This window comes from Pseudorhizobium halotolerans (genome assembly GCF_902153235.2).
In the GTDB taxonomy this organism is placed as follows: Bacteria; Pseudomonadota; Alphaproteobacteria; order Rhizobiales; family Rhizobiaceae; genus Neorhizobium; species Neorhizobium flavum.
Map to the genome: position 1 here is coordinate 97,092 of NZ_CABFWE030000004.1, position 20,908 is coordinate 117,999.

Annotated in this window: 20 protein-coding genes; 11 read left to right on the forward strand and 9 right to left on the reverse strand. The window is 61.6% G+C overall.

The genetic code is table 11. The features are described 5' to 3' along the window. The 6 genes from fabG (at position 1) to gmk (ending at position 5,512) form a co-directional block, all read left to right on the forward strand. Positions 1 to 738 carry a 3-oxoacyl-[acyl-carrier-protein] reductase gene (gene fabG, locus FN060_RS03750; RefSeq protein ID WP_142586925.1) on the forward strand — a complete coding sequence of 246 codons (738 nt, stop codon included), beginning with the start codon at positions 1 to 3 and terminating at the stop codon, positions 736 to 738. A 276-nt stretch (positions 739 to 1,014) separates the two neighbouring features. Then, positions 1,015 to 1,251 (forward strand): acyl carrier protein, encoded by a 237-nt coding sequence (locus FN060_RS03755; RefSeq protein ID WP_029618457.1) that lies wholly within the window; start codon positions 1,015 to 1,017, stop codon positions 1,249 to 1,251. Positions 1,252 to 1,357: 106 nt separating this feature from the next. Further along, positions 1,358 to 2,620, forward strand: coding sequence for a beta-ketoacyl-ACP synthase II (gene fabF / locus FN060_RS03760; protein ID WP_142586926.1), 1,263 nt, complete (start codon positions 1,358 to 1,360; stop codon positions 2,618 to 2,620). Positions 2,621 to 2,748: 128 nt separating this feature from the next. Further along, positions 2,749 to 3,930, forward strand: a complete 1,182-nt coding sequence (gene mltG / locus FN060_RS03765) for an endolytic transglycosylase MltG (RefSeq protein WP_142587120.1) — start codon at positions 2,749 to 2,751, stop codon at positions 3,928 to 3,930. A gap of 25 nt (positions 3,931 to 3,955) precedes the next feature. Next, positions 3,956 to 4,846 carry a YicC/YloC family endoribonuclease gene (locus FN060_RS03770; protein ID WP_142586927.1) on the forward strand — a complete coding sequence of 297 codons (891 nt, stop codon included), beginning with the start codon at positions 3,956 to 3,958 and terminating at the stop codon, positions 4,844 to 4,846. A gap of 3 nt (positions 4,847 to 4,849) precedes the next feature. Then, a complete protein-coding gene (gene gmk / locus FN060_RS03775; protein WP_052637791.1) occupies positions 4,850 to 5,512 on the forward strand; it encodes a guanylate kinase in 663 nt (220 codons plus the stop codon). Between the two features lie 50 nt (positions 5,513 to 5,562). Here gmk and rsmA read toward each other — a convergent pair whose 3' ends face one another. From rsmA to FN060_RS03810, 7 genes are all read right to left on the reverse strand, one after another. Beyond that, positions 5,563 to 6,390 (reverse strand): 16S rRNA (adenine(1518)-N(6)/adenine(1519)-N(6))-dimethyltransferase RsmA, encoded by an 828-nt coding sequence (gene rsmA / locus FN060_RS03780; RefSeq protein ID WP_142586928.1) that lies wholly within the window; start codon positions 6,388 to 6,390, stop codon positions 5,563 to 5,565. Continuing rightward, positions 6,390 to 7,412, reverse strand: a complete 1,023-nt coding sequence (gene pdxA, locus FN060_RS03785; RefSeq protein ID WP_142586929.1) for a 4-hydroxythreonine-4-phosphate dehydrogenase PdxA — start codon at positions 7,410 to 7,412, stop codon at positions 6,390 to 6,392. Before pdxA ends, rsmA begins: the two co-directional genes overlap by 1 nt. A 15-nt stretch (positions 7,413 to 7,427) precedes the next feature. Further along, positions 7,428 to 8,363, reverse strand: coding sequence for a SurA N-terminal domain-containing protein (locus FN060_RS03790; protein WP_142586930.1), 936 nt, complete (start codon positions 8,361 to 8,363; stop codon positions 7,428 to 7,430). Positions 8,364 to 8,471: 108 nt separating this feature from the next. After that, entirely contained in the window at positions 8,472 to 10,811 is a 2,340-nt protein-coding gene (locus FN060_RS03795) for an LPS-assembly protein LptD (protein WP_142586931.1), read from the reverse strand. Then, on the reverse strand, positions 10,811 to 11,899 hold the full coding sequence (lptG, locus tag FN060_RS03800) for an LPS export ABC transporter permease LptG (protein ID WP_142586932.1): 1,089 nt from the start codon (positions 11,897 to 11,899) through the stop codon (positions 10,811 to 10,813). Before lptG ends, FN060_RS03795 begins: the two co-directional genes overlap by 1 nt. Continuing rightward, the gene (locus tag FN060_RS03805) at positions 11,896 to 13,065 is read right to left on the reverse strand and encodes an LptF/LptG family permease (RefSeq protein ID WP_142586933.1); all 1,170 of its coding nucleotides are present in this window, start codon (positions 13,063 to 13,065) and stop codon (positions 11,896 to 11,898) included. The genes lptG and FN060_RS03805 overlap by 4 nt, the downstream gene beginning before the upstream one ends. A gap of 90 nt (positions 13,066 to 13,155) precedes the next feature. Beyond that, positions 13,156 to 13,983, reverse strand: a complete 828-nt coding sequence (locus FN060_RS03810) for a phosphatase PAP2 family protein (protein WP_142586934.1) — start codon at positions 13,981 to 13,983, stop codon at positions 13,156 to 13,158. A 140-nt stretch (positions 13,984 to 14,123) separates the two neighbouring features. On the opposite strand from FN060_RS03810, the gene FN060_RS03815 reads away from it, so the two are divergent. Both FN060_RS03815 and FN060_RS03820 read left to right on the forward strand, forming a co-directional pair. Next, the gene (locus FN060_RS03815) at positions 14,124 to 15,614 is read left to right on the forward strand and encodes a leucyl aminopeptidase (protein ID WP_142586935.1); all 1,491 of its coding nucleotides are present in this window, start codon (positions 14,124 to 14,126) and stop codon (positions 15,612 to 15,614) included. Between the two features lie 3 nt (positions 15,615 to 15,617). Beyond that, entirely contained in the window at positions 15,618 to 16,067 is a 450-nt protein-coding gene (locus FN060_RS03820; RefSeq protein ID WP_142586936.1) for a DNA polymerase III subunit chi, read from the forward strand. A 3-nt stretch (positions 16,068 to 16,070) separates the two neighbouring features. Here the strand turns inward: FN060_RS03820 and FN060_RS03825 are convergent, their stop codons facing one another. Continuing rightward, positions 16,071 to 17,957, reverse strand: a complete 1,887-nt coding sequence (locus FN060_RS03825; RefSeq protein WP_142586937.1) for an ABC-F family ATP-binding cassette domain-containing protein — start codon at positions 17,955 to 17,957, stop codon at positions 16,071 to 16,073. On the opposite strand from FN060_RS03825, the gene FN060_RS03830 reads away from it, so the two are divergent. The 3 genes from FN060_RS03830 to FN060_RS03840 all read left to right on the forward strand — a co-directional run bounded on the left by FN060_RS03830 (position 17,947) and on the right by FN060_RS03840 (position 20,068). Next, positions 17,947 to 18,099, forward strand: coding sequence for a hypothetical protein (locus FN060_RS03830; protein WP_172973607.1), 153 nt, complete (start codon positions 17,947 to 17,949; stop codon positions 18,097 to 18,099). The genes FN060_RS03825 and FN060_RS03830 overlap by 11 nt on opposite strands. Before the next feature lie 68 nt (positions 18,100 to 18,167). Then, a complete protein-coding gene (locus FN060_RS03835) occupies positions 18,168 to 18,473 on the forward strand; it encodes a hypothetical protein (protein ID WP_142586938.1) in 306 nt (101 codons plus the stop codon). Then, positions 18,470 to 20,068 (forward strand): methyl-accepting chemotaxis protein, encoded by a 1,599-nt coding sequence (locus FN060_RS03840; RefSeq protein ID WP_172973606.1) that lies wholly within the window; start codon positions 18,470 to 18,472, stop codon positions 20,066 to 20,068. The genes FN060_RS03835 and FN060_RS03840 overlap by 4 nt, the downstream gene beginning before the upstream one ends. Before the next feature lie 15 nt (positions 20,069 to 20,083). Here FN060_RS03840 and FN060_RS03845 read toward each other — a convergent pair whose 3' ends face one another. Further along, the gene (locus tag FN060_RS03845) at positions 20,084 to 20,857 is read right to left on the reverse strand and encodes a ZIP family metal transporter (protein ID WP_235864210.1); all 774 of its coding nucleotides are present in this window, start codon (positions 20,855 to 20,857) and stop codon (positions 20,084 to 20,086) included. Positions 20,858 to 20,908: the final 51 nt, after the last annotated feature.

Genomic DNA, 20,908 nt, shown 5'->3' on the forward strand with positions numbered 1-20,908 from the left:
ATGTTTGACCTGACCGGCCGAAAGGCACTGGTGACCGGCGCGACGGGCGGACTGGGCGAAGAGATCGCCCGTCTTCTCCACAGGCAGGGCGCGACCGTCGGCCTGCACGGCACGCGCGTCGAAAAGCTCGAGGCGCTGGCGTCGGAGCTGGGCGACCGCGTGAAGGTCTTCCCGGCGAACCTCTCCGACCGGGACGAGGTTAAGGCGCTGGGTGAGAAGGCCGAATCCGAGCTGGAAGGCGTGGACATCCTCGTCAACAATGCCGGGATCACCAAGGATGGCCTCTTTGTCCGCATGAGCGACGAGGACTGGGACAATGTTCTCGAGGTCAACCTGACCTCCATGTTCCGCCTGACGCGCGAACTCACGCATCCGATGATGCGTCGCCGCTTCGGCCGCATCATCAACATCACCTCGGTCGTTGCCGTGACCGGCAATCCGGGACAGGCGAACTACTGCGCATCGAAGGCCGGAATGATCGGCTTTTCGAAGGCGCTGGCGCAGGAGATTGCCACCCGCAATGTCACGGTCAACTGCGTGGCACCCGGCTTTATTGAAAGTGCGATGACCGGGAAGCTGAACGACAAGCAGAAGGACGCTATCCTCGGTGCCATTCCCATGAAACGCATGGGGGCAGGGGCTGACATTGCGGCTGCGGTGCTCTATCTCGCCTCCAATGAAGCTGGCTATGTCACCGGCCAGACGCTGCACGTCAACGGTGGCATGGCGATGATCTGAGGACGGCGTTGCCGCTGAAGACACTCGCCTGTGGGTGCTTTCAGCGGGAACAAATTCTGGCTTTGCGGAACATGGAAAGCATGTTAAGCGGGCCATGACTGTGGACAGTCGCCCCGAAACGCAGGGGATCATTGCGCTTTCGCTGCCGTGATCGGAACCTGCAGAGGGTTGAACGGGTTTGCCCGCGTAGCCTGCTTTTCGGAGGCCGGCGCAGGTTTTCAACAGGGTGCGGATGCCATCGCGGCATTCGAGAAGATAAAGGTCGAGGAAACCGACATGAGCGATATCGCAGAACGCGTTAAGAAAATTGTTATTGATCACCTCGGCGTTGATGCCGACAAGGTTGTCGAAGGCGCAAGCTTCATCGACGATCTCGGCGCGGACTCGCTCGACACTGTCGAACTTGTCATGGCCTTCGAAGAAGAGTTCGGCGTCGAAATCCCGGACGACGCGGCCGATTCCATCCTGACGGTTGGCGACGCCATCAAGTTCATCGAGAAGGCCCAGGCCTGATTATCTCGACACTGTTGCGGAACTGATCCCTCGGTTCCTTTGGCGGCCCGCTCGTTCGGGCCGTTTCATTTAACTAGAACAAGACGACTAGGGTGGGACGCTGGCGATGAGACGTGTCGTTATCACCGGTACCGGCATGGTATCTCCTCTCGGATGCGGGACAGAGGTCAGTTGGCAGAGGCTGCTGGCCGGCCAAAACGCGGCGAGAAAGGTGACGGAGTTCGAGGTCGAGGACCTTCCGGCCAAGATCGCCTGCCGCATCCCCACCGGCGACGGCTCCGATGGCAGCTTCAATCCGGATGACTGGATGGAGCAGAAGGACCAGCGCAAGGTCGATCCTTTCATCGTTTACGGCATGGCTGCCGCAGACATGGCGCTCAACGATGCCGACTGGCATCCGCAGACGGATGAGGACCAGATCGCCACTGGCGTGCTGATCGGATCCGGCATCGGGGGTCTCGAAGGCATCGTGGAGGCGGGCTATACGCTGAAGGAAAAGGGGCCGCGCCGCATTTCGCCCTTCTTCATTCCCGGTCGCCTCATCAACCTGGTCTCCGGCCAGGTCTCCATCCGCCATAAGCTTCGCGGTCCCAACCATTCCGTGGTGACGGCCTGCTCCACCGGCGCCCATGCCATCGGCGACGCAGCGCGCCTGATCGCACTCGGAGATGCCGATGTGATGGTCGCCGGCGGCGCAGAATCGCCGATCTCACGCATTGCCCTTGCCGGGTTTGCCGCCTGCAAGGCACTCTCCACGCAGCACAATGAAGAGCCGCAGAAGGCTTCACGCCCCTACGACCGTGACCGTGACGGCTTCGTCATGGGGGAGGGCGCCGGCATCGTCGTTCTGGAAGAGCTGGAACACGCAAAGGCTCGCGGGGCAAAGATCTACGCCGAGGTCGTCGGCTACGGCCTCTCGGGCGATGCCTTCCACATCACCGCTCCTTCCGAGGACGGTGACGGCGCGTTCCGCTGCATGACCATGGCGCTGAGGCGCGCCGGCCTTGCCCCTGCCGATGTCGACTACATCAACGCCCATGGCACCTCGACAATGGCTGACACCATCGAACTTGGTGCGGTGGAGCGCCTTGTGGGCAATGCCGCCTCGAAGATCTCCATGTCGTCGACCAAGTCCGCAATCGGCCACCTGCTCGGAGCCGCCGGAGCGGTCGAGGCGATCTTCTCCGCGCTCGCAATCCGCGACAACATCGCGCCGCCGACACTGAACCTGGACAATCTGGACGTCGAGACGGCCATCGACCTCGTTCCGCACAAGGCGCGGTCGCGCGACATCAATGTCGCGCTGTCGAACTCCTTCGGATTCGGCGGCACGAACGCATCTCTCGTTCTGCGCCGCTACGACGCCTGACACTGCCCGGGCTTGGGCATCACGCATGCCCGGCCACCTGTCAACGAACCTGTTTTTGCCGTATTGCTTGGCCAATAAGCGGTAACGACCGTGCATTCTAGGGGGGCACAGTGAACAACGACAGTCATATGGCCGACACGCCGCACAACCCCGGCAACGGTCACGGACCGATCATTCCGAAGTCACCCAACGAGGCCCTGAAGCCGGAGCGCGTGCCGGAGCCTCCGCGGCGGTCGCGCAAGGCGCGCAGCCAGCTTGTGATCTTCCTGAACTTCGTCATGACCATGGTGGTGATCGTCTGCGTCGTCGCGGTTGCCGGCTTCTACTACATGATCTCAAGCTTTCAGAAGCCAGGTCCGCTGGAAGCCAATACCCATTTCATGGTCCGCGCCGGCAACGGTCTCGCGGAGATCGCCAACAACCTCGAGCGCAACGGCATCATCTCCGATGCGCGCGTCTTCCGCTATGTCAGCGCCACCTATCTGCGCAATGGCGGCACGCTGAAGGCCGGGGAGTACGACATCAAGGCCGGAGCATCGATGAAGGAGATCATGGAACTCCTGGAGTCCGGCAAGTCCATCCTTTATTCCGTCGTGCTGCCCGAAGGCCTGACGGTCCGTCAGATGATGCTTCGGCTCGCGGAAGATCCTGTCCTGGAAGGGGAACTGCCGGCAGAACTGCCTCCCGAAGGAAGCCTTCGGCCCGATACCTATAAATTCTCCCGAGGCACCAAGCGTGCCGAGATCGTCCAGCAGATGCGCGTGGCTCAGGAAAGGCTGATCGACCAGATCTGGGAGAAGCGGGATCCTGACCATCCGATCGAGACGAAGGAGGAGTTCGTCACGCTGGCTTCGATCGTGGAGAAGGAGACGGGCGTGGATGATGAACGCGCGCGTGTCGCCTCCGTCTTCCTCAACCGCCTGCAGAAGGGCATGCGATTGCAGTCGGATCCGACCATTATCTACGGGCTTTTTGGCGGTGACGGCAAGCCGTCCGACCGGCCGATCTACAAGTCGGACCTGCAGAAGGAAACGCCTTACAATACCTATGTCATCAAGGGCCTGCCGCCGACGCCGATCGCCAATCCCGGTCGTGCCGCGCTGGAAGCCGTGGCCAACCCATGGCGCACGAAGGATCTCTATTTCGTCGCCGACGGCACCGGCGGCCATGCCTTTGCCGAGACGCTCGAGGAGCACAACGCCAACGTCCGCCGCTGGCGCAAGCTGGAGGCGGAACGCGCCGACAGTGCCGAAGCCGAGTTGGGCGACGGCCAGCCGGGCGGCGACGAGGCTGAAAAGCCGACCAACTGAAACGCGGCGCTGGCTGGAGATTCCGATGACCCTGCAGTCTATGACCGGTTTTGCCCGCAACGAAGGAAGTTTCGGGCGTTACCGCATCGTCTGGGAACTGCGCTCCGTCAATGGAAAGGGGTTGGATCTCAGGTTGCGCCTTCCGCCTGGTCTCGAACGACTTGAGCCTGAGGTCCGGCGGTTGGTCGGGGAACAGGTGACGAGAGGCAATATCCAGGCCTCGCTGACGCTCGCCGCCTCGGAGACGAAGCTGGAAGCGGTGCTCAATCGCGAGGCGCTGGATGCTGTGCTGTCGCTTCGCGCGGAGCTCGGCGATATCATCGATCCCGCACCGTTGCGGCTCGACACGCTTCTCGGCATCCGCGGCATTGTCGACATTCGTGAGGCGGAGGAAAGCGCTGAAGAGGCAGATGCGCGCGACGCGGAGATAGTCGAATGTCTTGCGCGGGCACTCGCTCATCTGAGGCAGATGCGCGAGCAGGAAGGTGCCGCACTTGCCGATGTTATGGCGCGCCAGATCGATAGGGTCGAGGAACTCGCCCTGATCGTGGAAAAAGATCCGTCCCGGTCTGCCGAGGAGATTGGCCGTCGGCTCCAGCAACAAGTGGCAGCACTCCTCCAGGACAACAGCCAGTCGCTCGACCCGATTCGTCTCCACTCGGAAGTTGCGCTTCTGGCGACCAAGGCTGATCTGCGTGAAGAGATCGACCGACTGAAGGCTCATGTGGCCGCTACGCGCGATCTCCTGGGGAAGGGTGGTCCGGTAGGCCGTCGTCTCGACTTTCTGGCGCAGGAATTCAACCGCGAATCGAATACCATCTGTTCCAAATCGAACTCGAGCGCGGTCACCGCCGCGGGTGTCGAACTGAAAGTCGTCATCGACCAGTTCCGTGAACAGGTCCAGAATCTGGAGTGATACATGAGACCTGCAGCATCCAGCCCGTCCAAGATTGCGCGCCGCGGCCTGATGCTGGTGCTGTCATCGCCATCCGGGGCGGGTAAGTCGACGATCGCCCGCAACCTGCTGGATGACGACCACTCGCTGGAGATCTCGGTCAGCGTGACAACGCGCCAGAAGCGGCCGAGCGAGATCGCCGGGAAGCACTACCATTTCATCACGGTGCCGCAGTTCGAGCGGATGCGGGACGCGGGCGACCTCCTGGAATGGGCGGAGGTTCATGGCAACTACTACGGCACCCCCCGTGAGCCGGTCGAGCAGGCCATGGCCGAAGGCCGCGACATGCTCTTCGACATTGACTGGCAGGGTGCCCTGCAACTGCAGGAGAAGATGAAGGCGGATGTCGTCTCCATCTTCGTCCTTCCGCCTTCGATGACCGAGCTCCAGTCACGTCTGCACCGGCGCGCTGAGGACACCGAGGAAGTCATCCGTACGCGCCTCCTGAACTCGCGGGCAGAGATCGAGCACTGGCGGGAGTATGACTACGTGATCGTCAACGATGATCTCGATGAAGCCTTCGGATATGTCAGTTGTATCGTGAAGGCAGAGCGGATCCGCCGCGACCGTCGGCACGGTCTCTTCGACTTCGTCCAGGGACTGCTGACGGAAGAGCCTGCACTCTAGCCGGAAGCAAGTGCTCCAAAAGGGGAAGCTGGCTTAGTGGCCGATCTGCTCTAGAGCACGTTGGCGAGGGTAACGAATTCCTCGACAGACAGAGTTTCTGCTCGCCGGACCGGGTCAATGCCCGCCTTCGATAAAAGCGCCTCGCCACCCAGCGCCTTCAGGCTCTGTCGCAGCATCTTGCGCCGCTGTCCGAAGGCTGCCTGCGTGACGGTTTCCAGCTTCTTGACGTCGCAGGGCAGGGGCGCCTGCCGCGGCGTCAGATGCACGACACTTGAAGTAACCTTGGGCGGCGGCGTGAACGCCTGCGGCGGCACGTCGAACACCATCCGCGCCTCGGTCCGCCAGCCGGCGAGTACGCCGAGGCGCCCGTAATGGTCATCGTCTTCCCGCGCGACGATGCGCAAGCCAACTTCCTTTTGGAACATCAGCGTCAGGGAATCCCAAAAGGGCGGCCATGACTTGGGGAGAAGCCAGTTGAGCAGCAACTGCGTGCCGACATTGTAGGGCAGGTTCGCGATGATCTTGACCGGACCGTCGGCGGCAAGCGCATCGAAGTCGACCTTCAGTGCATCTCCCTCAATCACCTCTAAACGTCCCGGATAATGCTCGGCAATCTCCGCAAGGGCAGGCAGGCAGCGGGAATCCCGTTCGATCGCAATCAGTTTCCTCGCGCCGAGAGATAGGATTGCACGGGTCAGCCCGCCGGGGCCGGGCCCGACCTCGATGACGGTTGCATCCTCCAGCGGACCGGCACTGCGCGCTATCTTTTGGGTCAGGTTGAGGTCGAGCAGGAAATTCTGGCCAAGTGCCTTCTTCGCATCCAGCCCGTGCCGCTGGATGACCTCTCGCAGGGGCGGCAGCCCATCCAGTGTCGCCATTATGCTGTGACCTTTGCGGATTTCTCCGCGAGCTCGGCCGCAAGCCTGAGCGCTTCTACCAGACTGCTCTCGCGGGCCACGCCCTGCCCGGCGATCCCGAAGGCGGTGCCGTGATCGGGGGAGGTGCGAATGAATGGCAGGCCGAGCGTCACGTTCACGGAAGTGTCGAAGCCGAGCGCCTTGGCCGGGATGAGCGCCTGGTCGTGATACATGCAGACGGCCACGTCGTAGCGGCTGCGGGCCTCGTCGTGGAACATCGTGTCCGCAGGCAGCGGTCCGAAGGCATTGACCCCCTCCCGGCGCAGCCGGGTGACCGCCGGATGGATGATTTCTGCATCTTCCCTGCCGATCGTCCCGTCTTCACCCGCATGAGGGTTGAGCCCCGCGATCGCGAGGCGCGGCTGGCTGATCCCGAAGCGGCTCCTGAGGTCCCGATCCGCAGTCTCGCAGGTCTCGACAATCAGGTCTTCCGTCAGGACCGCCGGCACATCCTTAAGGGGGATATGGATCGTGACAGGGATTGCCCTGAGCTTCGATCCGGCAAGCATCATCACCGGCGTCACCTTCTCTCCCGTCGCGCGGTAGGCAAGTTCGGCGAGGAACTCAGTATGCCCCGGAAATCCGAAGCCCGAGGCATAGAGGACTGACTTCGCAATCGGGTTGGTGACGACTGCGGCCACTGTACCTTCGAGGGCAAATGCAACGGCCTTCTCTATCGCTGCGATGGTCCCGCCTGCCGTCGCGCCATGGGGCTCGCCCGGTGCCACAAGCGCACCCGCAGCGACGGGATAGACTGGCAGGCTTGCGTCGAACGATGCCAGCGCCCCTGCGGCGTCGGTTTCGGAGATTGGAACATCCAGTTCAAGGAGCCAGGCGCGTGCAGAGAGGACCTCGGGGTCTCCGATGTAGAGGAAGGGTGGCAGCCCATATTCCCGTCGCTTCAGCCAGGCGGTAAGTGCGATATCCGGACCTATGCCGGCTGGATCGCCCTGGGTAAGAGCAAGTGGGCGATCAAGTGGCATGCCGTTCCTCAAAAGTCAGCGGAGGTCGATCTGCGCCTTGTTGCGCAGTTCCTCAAGGTATTTCTCCTCGTTCGGGTTCGCGTCGCTCTTCTGCTTGCCAAGATCCTCGGCACGGAAGACCACTTCCGCGGCGAAGTCGTCGGACACCTGCCGCTGGTTGCAGATCGCAAGGAATTCCACCCCGCGCTCGGTAACCCGCGTCCCAGTCGTTCCACCCGAAGCCTTTTTGATGAGCGGCTTCCATTCCTCCGGCAGTTCCGGAGCAAGCACCCGTCCGAGGCTGCGGACGGAAACATCGAGCATCGTCGCAGCAAACTGCTTGGACTGCTCACACCCCGGGAATTTGGTGCGCGAGGCCTCTGCTTCTGCCTTCCGCTTTCCGAGGATCGCATTGCGCTTGGAGTCCGGCACCACGAAGATGACTTGCTGGAGGAAGTACTCGGTGGTAACCGGCTTTTCCTTGTTTTCCATCATTCGCGTGACGAGTTCCTGCGAAGACATCCGGCCCCGGCTGCCGTAGCGGGCATTGACGAGACGCGGCCAGCTCATCTGTACCGCGATGTATTCCTTGAAGTGCTCGGCGCCCACACCCGCCTGTCCGAGGATTTTCGTCAGTTGCTCGGGAGACAGCTTGTTGCTTGCGGCAAAGCGGGCAAAGGCCTTGTCGACGTCATCGGTGCTGACCGACATCTTCACCCGTGCGATCTCTTCCCGTTTCAGGGCCTCCTCGACGAGTTGGTCACGCGCGGTCTTGGCGTCGCTCTTCTGTCGCTGGAGCCGCAGGAAGGCGGCGCGGCGGCTGACGTCGCTGCTGGTGATCGGCAGGCCATTGACGACGGCGACCACTTCGGTGGCCGCAACGGCCTGGTGATGGGCTGGTTCGATCACCACGGCGGCGGCAAGAGCCGCCACGGCGAGGAGAAGCCTGCGTGTTGCATTCATTGCCAACATGATCACGTCCTTCTGCGCGACCGCTCCATCCGGGCCGTCGCACTCCCCTGTCTAACAATCAGGCACCGGTTGCACAATTCTTGCGGCGAAACAATGACGCCCCATAGGCTATTCAAGGCTACCGGATCCGAGATCGATGTCGCCCAGAGTTCGGAAGGTGATCCGTGCACTGACTGTCCAGTCGCTGGCATTAGTGCTGCTGGGGCCTTCGTCTGCGTAGGCAAGAGTGAAGATTGTGCACTCGTCCGCATAGGAGAGACCCACATTGCGCTGGATGACCTCCTGTCCGTTGAGGTCCCAGATCGCCCCCCCGCTCACGGACCAGTTCTCGTTGATGCGGAAGCTGCTCGACGATTGCAGGAGGTCCGTATCCTCACTCGACCCGTATTCCGGCTGGGCTTCGATCTGCGTATAGATCAGCGAACTGCTCAGCCTTGCGGAACTGTAGGAGACGGATGTGTCGGTCCGCTCCAGGTTAAATGAATCGTGGTCGAACCGGGCTCCCGCTTCAACCGAGACACCGAAGGGAAGGCTGATTCCCGCCATCCCCACGTAGTCTGACCGGTCAGTCTCCAATCCCGAGTTCGCACCGGCATTGACGAGATCGTCGGTATCAAAGGAGTTCAGGCCGGCAAGGTGATAACTTTGACCGAAGATCCCGTGAAGCCCGACCCCGTTGTCGAACGATCCCGTATAACGAATGCCAACATTGGCGCGCGTCCCGCCTTCGATACGGTCGTAGCCTGAGAACTTATCACGCTCGAAGAGCGTGGTCGCGTCGAAGACGAAGCTCTGCGCGTCCTCGTTCGGCAGGCCACCGGCCAGCGGCTCGTCTGGTCGGACGAAGATCTGGGCGATCGGCTCGATGATGTGGCTGCTGCTGTCGGTGCTGATGAGGAACGGATAGCGAGCCTCCAGGCCAGCCGTTACCATGTAGCGACCATAGGCACCCGAGTCTTCGAGGCTGTAGTAGCTATAGGTATTGCCGTCCCACGTCAGTGTGGGCGTGCCTGAATTGTGCCGTAGGGCATCACCCCTGGCGGCGAGGAGTGGCGTTAGCAGAAGGCCGCCGGGTGTGGTAAAGGTGCGTTTCCACTCCGCTTCGGTCGAGAAGCGGGTGTAGTTACCGTCGAGGCCAGGATAGCGGGCAGTCGTTCCCTGGTAGTAGAAGTCCTCTTCCCTGCGGGAGAGGTTGGTGAAATTGGTCGTGATCGACAGTTCGCCGCCTGCCACTGACTCGGGTGCGATGTACTGGTAATCCAGCGAGGGATAGACGATCGCCTGACGGCGTTCGAGCAGGTTGTCTGCGGCCGTATCCTGGACATTGAAATAGAAGGCACGCAAGTCGAAGTAATTGCGCTTGCCGAGACCGGTCAGGTAGACCTCGTTTCGGAATACGTCGTCGCTAACGCCATCGAGCGTATAGGTCTTCGAGAAGTTGTTGTCGCTCTGGACCATGACGTCCCAGCCGAAGGTCCAGCGCGGATTGATCTCGAACCGGCCTTCCGACGCAGCCATGAACCGCGTCTCGGCATTGTAGTCGCTTGTCCCTGTATCGAATGCACCTGGATCGCGCTGGTCGATGCCGGCAAATCTGAACTTGTGCTCCCCGGTCTCGAAACGGTTACGGACTTCGCCCTGCAGCAGAACGCCTTGGCCGGTATAGTAGGTCGGGCTCAGCGTCGCATCCATGTGCGGCGCGAACACGTGATAATAAGGAACTGTAATCCCGAAGCCGAGCTTGTCGCTCAGGCTCATGGTGGGGAACAGGAAGCCGGACTTCCGCTCCACGGTGTGGTCGGGCACCTCGATGAACGGAAGGAAACCGATCGGCATTCCGAACAGTTCGAAGCGCGCGTTCTCAAGTCGAACCGTGTGGGTCTGGCCGTTCTGGACGACCCGCTCCGCCTTCACCTGCCAGAGAGGAGCGCGGCCAGGCTTCTTGGCGCAGGGAAGACAGGCGGTATAGACGCCATTGTTGAGCACCATGAGGTCACCGGGAAGGCGCTCGGCACTTTCCGCTGCAATGCGTGTATTGTCCGTTGTCTCTACCCTGAGGGCGTTCAGGAAGCCCTCACCGAAGTCATCCGTAACGTCGAGTTCGTCGGCGTAAATCCGGTTGCCGTCCGGCTCGATCAGTTCGATGTTGCCGCGAGCGATCACGCGGCCGGATTGCTGGTCGTACTCGACCCGCTGCGCCACCATGCGGTAGCGGTTGTAGTAAATCTGCACCCCGCCTGAGGCGGTAATCCTTTCGACGTCGCGATTGTAGACGAGTTCATTGGCGCGCAGAAGCATCTTGGCGTCGTCGTCCGCTACGGCCGACAGACCCACGCTGCTTCCTTGCGCGCGCACGGAAAGCGGATGCACGCCATTCACGCACACAGCCACACTCGCCAGCAGGACCGCAAGGCGCCGTCTGATATTCTTGCGGTCGTTTACCGCCACTAGCCATCCTCCTGGTGGAGCAGAATCGTTGCGCCGAGAGCCGTTGCGACGATCACCGGCACCCAAACCGCCACGAGAGGCGGGACAGCGCCGCTGCTCCCGAATGCTTTTACGAGAACCGTCACGACATAAAGCACGAAGCCGGAAACGATTCCACCCAGAATCACCGAGCGTGATTGTGCGAAGCGACTGAATTTCAAAGAGACTGTGGCTGCTATAAGCGTCATCGCCACCAGCAGGACGGGCAGAGAAAGTAGTGAGTGGAACTGCGTCTCGAGCGCCTTCGTCGAAAGCCCGAAAGAGCGACCGACTTCGATCTTCCGCAAAAGATCATAAAATGCAACGCTTTCAGGCTGGGAAAGGCTCTCTTGCAGATACTCTTGCCTCAGATTGGTATCGAGTCGCGCGCTTTCGACACGGCTCGGAATTTCGCCCGGGCGAATCTCCTGGACATCGGTAAGCATCCAGTAACCATCTTCCAATTTGGCTTTCGCCGCGTCCTGGCGAAGCGTGACCCGGCCGTCCTCATCGAAGTGAAAGATGACGACGTCAATCAGTTCCGCACCGTCCTCGCGGTAGCTCTTCGCGCCGATGATCGTGTCCTTGCCACCAGAGATCTGCCGGATCCAGGGGAGGAATTCCGATTTCGGCGCCCTGCCGCTCGCCTCCCGCCAGGAAGCCTCCATTGAAAGCGATTCACGTTGACCCCAGGCAGCCAGCGGATTGACAACCAGCATTGCGAAAAGTCCGATCAGGAGAGCTCCGGCCGCGAAGGGAGTGATGAACTGCCAGACTGAAATCCCGGCGGCGCGTGTGACGACGAGCTCATGGCGGCGGTTGAGAGCGATGAGTGCGGTCATCCCCACAAACAGCGTAAGCGTCGGTATAGTCTGCTGGAAGATCAGCGGTGTACGCATCGCCGTGAACAGCAGGGCGGCCGGTACCGAGTAGCCCTCCAGGCCGGAGAGCCTGCGGCTGGTCTCGCTGAAGTCGGCCAGAAAGATGATTCCGCAGACGCCCAGGAAAAACCAGCCAGCTGTGGAAACATACCTTCGGAAGAAGTATCGCGATAGGGTGGTGGCGATCATTGGCTGCCTCCCATCGAGGCCCTCGGCGAAAGCTTTTGCCGCACCCACCGCTGCGCCCGGTTCGCGAAGCCGGACACCGCCCGTGGAACTTGAATCGCTCTGTGGGTGGCGAGCAGATAGCTGCAGATCACGATGGTGACCGACGGCAGCAGGTACAGCAGGTAGGTGTTGGCCTCATCCTGCTTGACGAGGTTCTTGAACGAGAAGCCCATCCAGCGGAGCCCGAACGCCAGCACCAGGGCAATCACCATAGGATGCAGCCGAGCCTGTCGGTGAGAGCGTGAATCGCCGGCAACGACCAGGGAAACGAGAGCGAACATGAACGGGAAAAGCCATTCCGTCAGGCGACCATGCAACTCGGCACGATAGCTTCCGGGGGAATGCCGCACATGCGGATCTTCGGGGTCGGGATTGAGTAGGAACTCGAGACTGCGGTCGACAGCAGTAAAGGATGGCGCATCGGCTCCAGACATCGCTGACAGATCGAAGGCGTAAGACACAAATTTGATGACCGATACGCGACCTTCCGGCGTCTTCCGATGGACTTCGCCGTCGCGCATGGTGAGCGAAGTGCCGCTCTCGTCGATGGATCCCTCGCGGGCATAGTAGATAAGGTCGAAGTTCGGATCCCGCTGGTCGACCACGAACAACCCGGTCAGGATGCGGCCGGAATGGCGTTCCGAAATCTGGACGTAAAGCCCATCCTCGATGCTTCGGAAGGTCTTTTCCTCGATGACGGATGAGAGGAGGTCGGCATAGGCCGCTGCCACCATCTGCCGTGCGGCGACACGAGAGGGCGGCTCGACGAAATTGGCAACAACGAACGTGAATATGCTGAGAGCTGCGGCAAGCAGGAGAACGGGCCGATAGATGATGCTGCGTGACGAGCCTGCTGCATCGATAACCGGCAGCTCCGAGTCATTGTTCATCGCTGTCAGCGTTTGTGTGATGCCGATCGCGAGCGCGAAGGGAAGGACGACGGGCACGATGGTCGGCAGGATATACGTCGCAAGGATGACGAAGGATCCCATCGACTGACCAGTGTCGGTGACCAAGTTGATGCGTCCCAGCACCTGTATGGTCCAGATGATGGTCAGCACCGGTAGGAGCGCGACCAGGAACATCTGGAAGATACGACGCAATATGTAAATTTCGAGAAGCTTCATCACGTTCCGCTGCAGCGATTCGGGGTCCGGTACCCATCGAATGGCCGGCCTATCTAAGCGATCGCGCTGATATTTACGACGGCTCTGGGTTTATAAAGTCGCCGGTGAATGTGATTTTATGACGGACTGTGTCATTTGAAAAAGTGCCGTGATCCCGGCATAGACCACGATCGGAAGCAGGAAGCCGAGCGTTATGTCTGATAGATAATGACGCCCGAATGACATGCGCATCGCCGCGGGGAGCATTGCTATTGCCACCAACGGAGGGCCGAGCACCGGTCGCAGATGTGGCGGCATGAGGATTACCAGGCAGGCCAGCCAGCCGCCGCCTGCTGCTTCCCCGGACAAGAACGAGCAGTTGTTGGTGCATGCCCCATCAAATGCCGCTGCCGGCTTGAATTCCATCACGCCGCCGAACAAGTCTGTCTGGGCTGGACGGGGACGATCCGAAACTTGTTTCAAGAACAGGTTGACGAGGATGTAGGGCCCGACGATCATGGAAGAAATAGCGATGCCGTAATCGCGCACGCGACGGATGGACGGCGCTGATCGAATCATGATCTCCCTGATCAAGAGTATCAGCATTGCAATTGCGACCGCAGCCGGCAGGTAGAAGAAAAGCTCTCTCAGGAACACCAGCGGCGCGTCGTCACTGTAGGGGAAGTGGCCGCAGACAACGCTGACTGATGTACCGGCGGCGCAGGCCTCATAGTAGAAGAACGATCGCGCCACGGCGATGTCGATCTGAGGATTGAGATGAAAGAAGGCGAGCAGCGTGAACCATGCCACCAGCAGGGTCGCGAAGACGCGGCGTGCACTGCCAAACAGCTGTGTTCGGATCTGAAGCACCATCGCCTTTATGTTCTGCAAGAGCATGAGTTGGATGTTCTCTGATCTGACTTGCAGGAAACTAGCCATCAGAATCCGACTTTTGCAAGTCGCGCCCGGATCAGGGCCACTGCATGGGGCGAATTATCACGAAATTTCGCATTCGGGTTGCCATGCCGGATGAAACGGCGATGATCTGCGCAAATGGTATAACGAGCTTCGGGGTTAGAATGTCTGGAAAGTATGAAATCCGTTTCGCAACGTCGGCTCCTCTGGAGAAGACGCTGGCCGTGATGCTGCAGGTCGCCGATCAGGGCGCTCTCGCCGGTCTTGCGGAGGCGGACCCGCAAGGGGTATCGGCACGCGCCGCCGAGATATCTGGGTTCAAGGCCAAGCCTATGGGCACGCTCGAGTTGATAGCGCCGGGCGGATCCGCGGCGGATCGGCTGCTGCTTCTCGGCCTCGGGAAACCGGAGGCGCTCACGGCGCATGACTGGTTGCGCGCGGGCGGTGCCGCGGCGGCGCAGTTCAAGTCATCGAGCAATGTGGTGGTCTTCCTTGATGCCCCCGGACTGGAGGTCTCGGCCCGTCAGGCTGCAGATTTTGCACTGGGTATGATGCTGCGCGGCTACACGTTCGACGCCTACAAGACAAAGAAGAAGGACGATGAGGAAAAGCTGCCGAAGAAGGTTGCCGTCACCATTGTGACCGAAAGCCACGCCGAGGCCGCAAAAATGCTTGATGATGCCAACGCCGTCGCTGGCGGCGTCCTGCTCGCTCGGGACCTCGTCAACCTCCCGCCGAATGTGCTGGGCCCGGTCGAGTTTGCCGACAAGGCCAGGCAACTGGAAGACCTTGGTGTCGAGGTCGAGATCCTGACCGAGAAGGACATGAGCAAGCTCAAGATGAATGCGATCCTCGGCGTGGCACAGGGTTCCGCCCGTCCGCCGAGGATCGCCGTCATGCAGTGGAAGGGCGGAAAGGCCAAGGATGCGCCCATCGCCTTCGTCGGGAAGGGCGTCGTGTTCGACTCGGGCGGCATCTCCATCAAGCCGGGCGCCGGAATGGAGGAGATGAAGGGCGACATGGGCGGCGCAGCCGCTGTCGCCGGCCTCATGCATGCGCTGGCGGCGCGCAAGGCCAAGGTGAATGCCGTTGGCATTATCGGACTGGTCGAGAACATGCCGGACGGCAATGCACAGCGCCCCGGGGATATCGTGACGTCGATGTCGGGCCAGACCATCGAGATAATTAACACGGATGCGGAAGGTCGGCTCGTGCTGGCCGATGCGCTCTGGTATTGCAACGACCGCTTCAAGCCGCGGTTCATGATCAATCTCGCGACCCTGACGGGCGCAATCCTTGTGGCGCTGGGCAATCAGCATGCCGGGCTCTTCTCCAATGACGACGAACTCGCCGCCCGGCTCAGCGCAGCCGGCGAGGCGACGGGCGAGAAGCTCTGGCGCATGCCGCTCGGCAAGGAATACGACAAGATGATCGATTCCAAGTTTGCCGACATGAAGAATTCGGCCGGGCGTCATGCGGGGGCGATTACGGCGGCACAGTTCCTGAAGCGTTACGTGGGCGACACGCCCTGGGCGCATCTGGACGTGGCCGGTACGGCGATGAACTCGCCGTCCAGCGAGATCAGCCAATCATGGGCCTCCGGATATGGCGTGCGCCTTCTCGACAGGCTCGTGCGCGACCATTACGAAACCTGAGCCATGAGCGAAGTCCTTTTCTACCACCTGACGGAATCGAAGCTCGAGGATGCGCTGCCGGCGCTCCTCGAGAAGTGTGTCGAGCGCGGCTGGCGGGTGGTGGTGCAGACGCGTGAGGAGCAGCGCCGCGACAGCCTCGACGAACATCTCTGGACCTACAGGGAAGAGAGCTTCCTGCCCCATGGCACGGATGACGGCGAGCACGCTGCTCGCCAGCCGGTGCTGATTACGACCGGTTCCGGCAACGTCAACGACGCCACCGTGCGCTTTGTCGTCGACTCCGCAGAGCCGCCGCCGCTGGATGCCTATGAACGCCTCGTCTTCATGTTCGACGGCTATGACACAGAGCAGGTGGAGAATGCCCGCAGCCAATGGAAGCGGCTGAAGGGGGAGGGTCATTTGCTCACCTACTGGCAGCAGAATCCCGAAGGTCGCTGGGTGAAGAAGGCTTGAGCGTCAGCCAGCCATCGCCTCTTCGTATTCGGCCGACAGCTCCAGCCACTGCTCCTCCGCATTTGCGAGTTTTGCGGCCGCTTCCCCGCGCTGCCTGGCCTTCTCGGCCGCCTTTGCCGGCGCCTTCTCGTAGAGCGTCGGATCTGCAAGTTCCGCATCAAGCTGTTGAATCAGTCTTTCAAGCTTCGCGGTTACGGAGTCAATTTCATTGATTTTTTTCTTCAGCGGTGCAAGCGAGGCGCGCTTCTCGGCGCTCGCCTTTCGCTGCTCCGCCTTGTTCGCCGGCTCCTCTGCGCCGACTTGCGGCTTCTCGTCCTTCTTCCTGCCGGCCGCGACGATCAGGTCGCGGTATTCTTCCATGTCGCCGTCGAACGGCTTCACCGTCCCTTCGTTCACCAGCCACAGCCGATCCACCGTCGCCTCGATCAGGTAACGGTCGTGGGAGATCAGGATGACGGCACCCTCATAATCGTTGAGCGCTTCGATGAGCGCCCGGCGGCTGTCGATATCCAGGTGGTTGGTGGGCTCGTCGAGGATGAGCAGGTTCGGCGCGTGGAAAGCTGAAAGCCCCATCAGCAGGCGTGCTTTCTCGCCGCCCGAAAGGTCCTTTGCCGCCGTCGCCATCTTTTCCGTCGCGAGGCCCATCTGTGCAACGCGGGCGCGCACCTGCGCTTCCCCAGCCTGCGGCATCAGCCGGCGCACGTGGTCGACCGGCGTCTCGTTGGGGATCAGGTCGTCGAGCTGGTGCTGAGCGAAGAAACCGACCTTCAGGTTAGGCGCGAGCTTCATTTCTCCCGCCTGTAACGACAGTCGTCCGGCGATCAGCTTCGCGAAGGTGGACTTGCCGTTGCCGTTCGCGCCAAGAAGTGCGATGCGATCGTCATTGTCGATCCTCAGATTGATGCCCTTCAGGATCGGCTTGTCCGCCTCGTAGCCGACGGCGCCGCCGCTGATAGAGATGATCGGCGAGGCCGGCTGCTTCTCGGGCTCCGGAAAGGTGATCGGCTGGACGTGGTCCTCGATCACGGCCGCGACGGTTCCCATCCGCTCCAGTGCCTTCACACGGCTCTGCGCCTGCTTCGCCTTCGAGGCCTTGGCCTTGAAGCGGTCGATAAAGCTTTGCAAGTGCTTTCGCGCCGCCTCGTTCTTGGCGCGCGCCTTCATCTGCAACTCGTCGGCCTCGGCCTTCTGTCGTTCGAACTGGTCGTAGCCGCCGCGATAGAAGGTCAGCTTTTTCTGGTCGAGATGGACGATCGCATTGACGGCGTTGTTGAGGAGATCGCGATCGTGGCTGATGATGATGACGGTATAGGGATAGCGCCGGACATAATCCTCGAGCCACATCGTGCCTTCGAGATCCAGATAGTTGGTCGGCTCGTCGAGGAGTAGCAGGTCCGGCTGCGAGAACAGCACGGCCGCCAGTGCCACGCGCATGCGCCACCCTCCGGAAAACGAGGAGGCCGGTCGTGACTGCGCCTCGTGGTCGAAACCGAGGCCGGCAAGAATGCTCGCGGCCCGCGCCTCCGCCGAATGCGCGTCGATGTCCACCAGCCTCGTCTGGATCTCGGCGATGCGGTGCGAGTCGGTCGCGGTCTCCGCCTCCCGCATCAGCGACGCCCGCTCCTTGTCGGCAGCCAGCACGATCTCGATCAGCGGCTGCTCCGTTCCTGGAGCTTCCTGTGCCACCTGACCGATGCGGGCATTCCTGGGGATCGAGACGGAGCCGCTTTCCGCGGCAAGGTCGCCGGTGACAATCCGGAACAGGGTCGATTTTCCGGCACCATTGCGGCCCACGAGCCCCACCTTCGCACCGGCTGGGAGGCTGACGCTCGCATGGTCGAGAAGCAGGCGGCCCGCGATCCGGGCTGAGACATCGGTAATGGTGATCATGGCCGGCGTTTTGGCTGAAGTCGGTGAGCCTGGCAAGACGGGATCAGACTGGCTGCGAAACGAAGCTGCCGCCTCGTCGTCATCTCGCGACCTGACAAACCGCAAGACCGTGATTAATGGCTTTTTTATTAATGCCGGCTAGCATGATCTTAGAATGACGGAGGACGCTCCACGCACGGACGAGCCGTGCCCCCTTTGGACAGGTGCCTGATGCTGACGGGTCGAAGCTTCATAGTCTTGAATTTCTGCGTCTTCCTGCTGCTGATCTTCTCGGTCTGGGCCCTGCCCAACGGCCGGTTCGTCCTGGTCCTGACGGATCCCGATGCGGCACCCGATTACCCTCTCTCGGTCATCGCGAATGCTGGTGGCGACTTCGTCGCCCAGGGTCGCTTACCGTGGATGACCGTTGCCCACTCAGAGGCCCCGGACTTCGCAGCCCGGCTTGCAAGCGCAGGCGCGGTTCTGGTCCTCAACCATCAACTGGCACTCGGTTGCCTGGAAGGAAACAAAGGATGAGTTCACTAGCATTGCTGCGCAACAAGGCTGCGGGCGGCATTGTCGGTCTGTTGTGGATCAACCTGCTGCTCGTGGCAGTTCGGGAATTCTTCAGTAGCGACGGCTTCTCGCTCGCTCCGGTACTCGCCACCCTCGTGATCGTCGCGCTTGCAACGGCGGGCTGGTGGAAGGATCGCATCGGCCCCGCAACGCGCATCGTCACCTCCATGGCGCATGCCGCCACAGTCGCCATGCTGGTCTATTCCTTCTCCGGATCGCCGCTGCAGATCGACATCCACATGTACTTCTTCGCCTCCCTAGCGATCTGCGCCGTGTGGATCGACTGGAAGGCGCTGCTCGCCTATTCGGCTCTGGTGGCGGTGCATCACCTCGCTCTCTTCTTCGTCATGCCGCTGGCGGTCTTTCCTGGCGAATCCGATTTCTCGCGCGTCATTCTCCACGCCGTGGTCCTGATCGTGCAGACCGGCGTGCTCGTCGCCCTTACGCATGCTGTGGTCAATGCGTTCGAGGCTTCCGACGCAGCGGTCGAAACCGCCACCAAGGCCGAACGCAATGCCGTCGAAATGTCGGAGCGGGCCCGGGAGGCGGATCGCGAGGCTGCAGAGCAGCGGGCGATGAACGCCGAGGAGCGGGCCCGTGAGGCGGAGGCGACCAAGCTGGTCGTCGAGCGCCTCGGCACGGCGCTGTCCGAGCTGTCGACCGGCAATCTGGCACATCGCATCGACCAGCCGTTCCAGGGGGCGCTGGATGCATTGCGGGACTCCTACAACTCCTCCGTTGAGAATCTCGAGTCGGTCCTCACACAGGCCGGCCTGGTTGCAAACACCATCCGCGGAGGCACGGCGGAAATCGGCCGCGCCACCCACGATCTCTCGGTACGGACCGAGCGCCAGGCAGCCTCCGTGGAGGAAACGGCGAGCGCGCTCAGCATTCTCACCCAGACCGTCAACGAGACCGCCAGTGTCGCCGAGCATGTCGATCGCATGGTGGACAAGGCGCGCGATGGTGCGGAGCGCTCTGGAGCGATCGTCACCAATGCGGTGGAGGCCATGAGCCGCATCGAGAATTCGTCTCGCGAGATCGGCCAGATCATCGGCGTCATCGATGAAATCGCCTTCCAGACCAACCTGCTTGCTCTGAACGCCGGCGTCGAGGCCGCCCGCGCTGGTGAGGCCGGCAAGGGCTTCGCGGTTGTCGCCCAGGAGGTCCGTGAACTTGCCCAGCGGTCGGCCAATGCTGCCAAGGAGATCAAGGCGCTCATCAACGCCTCCGGTGCGGAGGTCAACAACGGTGTGACGCTGGTGAACCAGGCCGGCGAGGCGCTGACGGTGATTGCCAACGAAGTCCGCCAGATCAGCGGCGAGATCCAGAGGATCGTCTCCGGTGCACGCCAGCAGGCGACGGGCATCTCCGAGATTGACGGCACGATTGCCGAGATCGATCGAGGTACGCAACAGAACGCGGCCATGGTGGAAGAAAGCTCCGCGGCGGTTCAGGCCCTCCTCAACGAGGCGGTGGCGCTCGAGAACCTCATGGTGCGCTTCAAGCTATCGAAGGATGGCTCTGGGCATTCGATGGGCCGACGTGCGGCTTGAGACGGCGTGGCTCGCTCACCCGAGCCAGACGTCGAGGAACAGCATGAGCACCAGCCCTACGGCAAGACCGAAAGTCGCCTGTTTCTGATGGCCGCTGCGGTGGGTCTCGGGGATGATCTCGTGGCTGATCACATAGAGCATGGCGCCCGCAGCGAATGCGAGCGCCCAGGGCAGCAGCGGTTGTGACACGGTGACCAGTGCTGCGCCGATCAGCCCACCGAGCGGCTCGACGAGGCCGGTGAGCGTGGCAATGACGAACGAACGCCACTTGCTATAGCCTTGCGCGAGGAGCGAAACAGCGACCGCCAGTCCCTCCGGCGCATTCTGAAGGCCGATCCCGACGGCGAGCGGCAGCCCGCCTTCGATGCCGTTGGCCCCGAATCCGACCCCGACGGCCAGCCCCTCCGGGACATTGTGGATCGTGATGGCGATGACGAAGAGCCAGATCCGGCGCACCGAGGCGCTGCTCGGACCCTCGCGTCCGCTGTCGAAGTGCTCGTGCGGCAGAAACTCGTTCATCAGCGAAACCGTGCCCATGCCGACAAGGATGGCGATACAGGCAATTGCCGCGGGTATCGCTCCCTCACCGAAGCGCTGCTCCGCCGCATCGAGGGCCGGAATGATCAGCGAGAAGAAGGACGCCGAAAGCATCACTCCCGCGGCAAAGCCCAGCGACAGATCGCGGAAGGCTCCGCCAGGTCGCCGCCCGAAAAGCACCGGCAGCGCGCCGACGGCGGTACACAGGCCGGCCAGCAGGCTGCCGAGGACGCCGAGCAACAGTGGAGACATCTCTTCAATCATCGCGCCGGACCATAGCTTCGTGGCAGCAAGGAGCGAACC

Bases quoted from the DNA above. Each gene is read 5' to 3' on its own strand.
- fabG (WP_142586925.1), top strand. From the start codon at position 1: ATGTTTGACCTGACCGGCCGAAAGGCACTGGTGACCGGCGCGACGGGC.
- FN060_RS03755 (WP_029618457.1), top strand. From the start codon at position 1,015: ATGAGCGATATCGCAGAACGCGTTAAGAAAATTGTTATTGATCACCTC.
- fabF (WP_142586926.1), top strand. From the start codon at position 1,358: ATGAGACGTGTCGTTATCACCGGTACCGGCATGGTATCTCCTCTCGGA.
- mltG (WP_142587120.1), top strand. From the start codon at position 2,749: ATGGCCGACACGCCGCACAACCCCGGCAACGGTCACGGACCGATCATT.
- FN060_RS03770 (WP_142586927.1), top strand. From the start codon at position 3,956: ATGACCCTGCAGTCTATGACCGGTTTTGCCCGCAACGAAGGAAGTTTC.
- gmk (WP_052637791.1), top strand. From the start codon at position 4,850: ATGAGACCTGCAGCATCCAGCCCGTCCAAGATTGCGCGCCGCGGCCTG.
- rsmA (WP_142586928.1), bottom strand. From the start codon at position 6,390: ATGGCGACACTGGATGGGCTGCCGCCCCTGCGAGAGGTCATCCAGCGG.
- pdxA (WP_142586929.1), bottom strand. From the start codon at position 7,412: ATGCCACTTGATCGCCCACTTGCTCTTACCCAGGGCGATCCAGCCGGC.
- FN060_RS03790 (WP_142586930.1), bottom strand. From the start codon at position 8,363: ATGTTGGCAATGAATGCAACACGCAGGCTTCTCCTCGCCGTGGCGGCT.
- lptG (WP_142586932.1), bottom strand. From the start codon at position 11,899: ATGATCGCCACCACCCTATCGCGATACTTCTTCCGAAGGTATGTTTCC.
- FN060_RS03805 (WP_142586933.1), bottom strand. From the start codon at position 13,065: ATGAAGCTTCTCGAAATTTACATATTGCGTCGTATCTTCCAGATGTTC.
- FN060_RS03810 (WP_142586934.1), bottom strand. From the start codon at position 13,983: ATGGCTAGTTTCCTGCAAGTCAGATCAGAGAACATCCAACTCATGCTC.
- FN060_RS03815 (WP_142586935.1), top strand. From the start codon at position 14,124: ATGTCTGGAAAGTATGAAATCCGTTTCGCAACGTCGGCTCCTCTGGAG.
- FN060_RS03820 (WP_142586936.1), top strand. From the start codon at position 15,618: ATGAGCGAAGTCCTTTTCTACCACCTGACGGAATCGAAGCTCGAGGAT.
- FN060_RS03830 (WP_172973607.1), top strand. From the start codon at position 17,947: ATGGTGATCATGGCCGGCGTTTTGGCTGAAGTCGGTGAGCCTGGCAAG.
- FN060_RS03825 (WP_142586937.1), bottom strand. From the start codon at position 17,957: ATGATCACCATTACCGATGTCTCAGCCCGGATCGCGGGCCGCCTGCTT.
- FN060_RS03835 (WP_142586938.1), top strand. From the start codon at position 18,168: ATGCTGACGGGTCGAAGCTTCATAGTCTTGAATTTCTGCGTCTTCCTG.
- FN060_RS03840 (WP_172973606.1), top strand. From the start codon at position 18,470: ATGAGTTCACTAGCATTGCTGCGCAACAAGGCTGCGGGCGGCATTGTC.
- FN060_RS03845 (WP_235864210.1), bottom strand. From the start codon at position 20,857: ATGTCTCCACTGTTGCTCGGCGTCCTCGGCAGCCTGCTGGCCGGCCTG.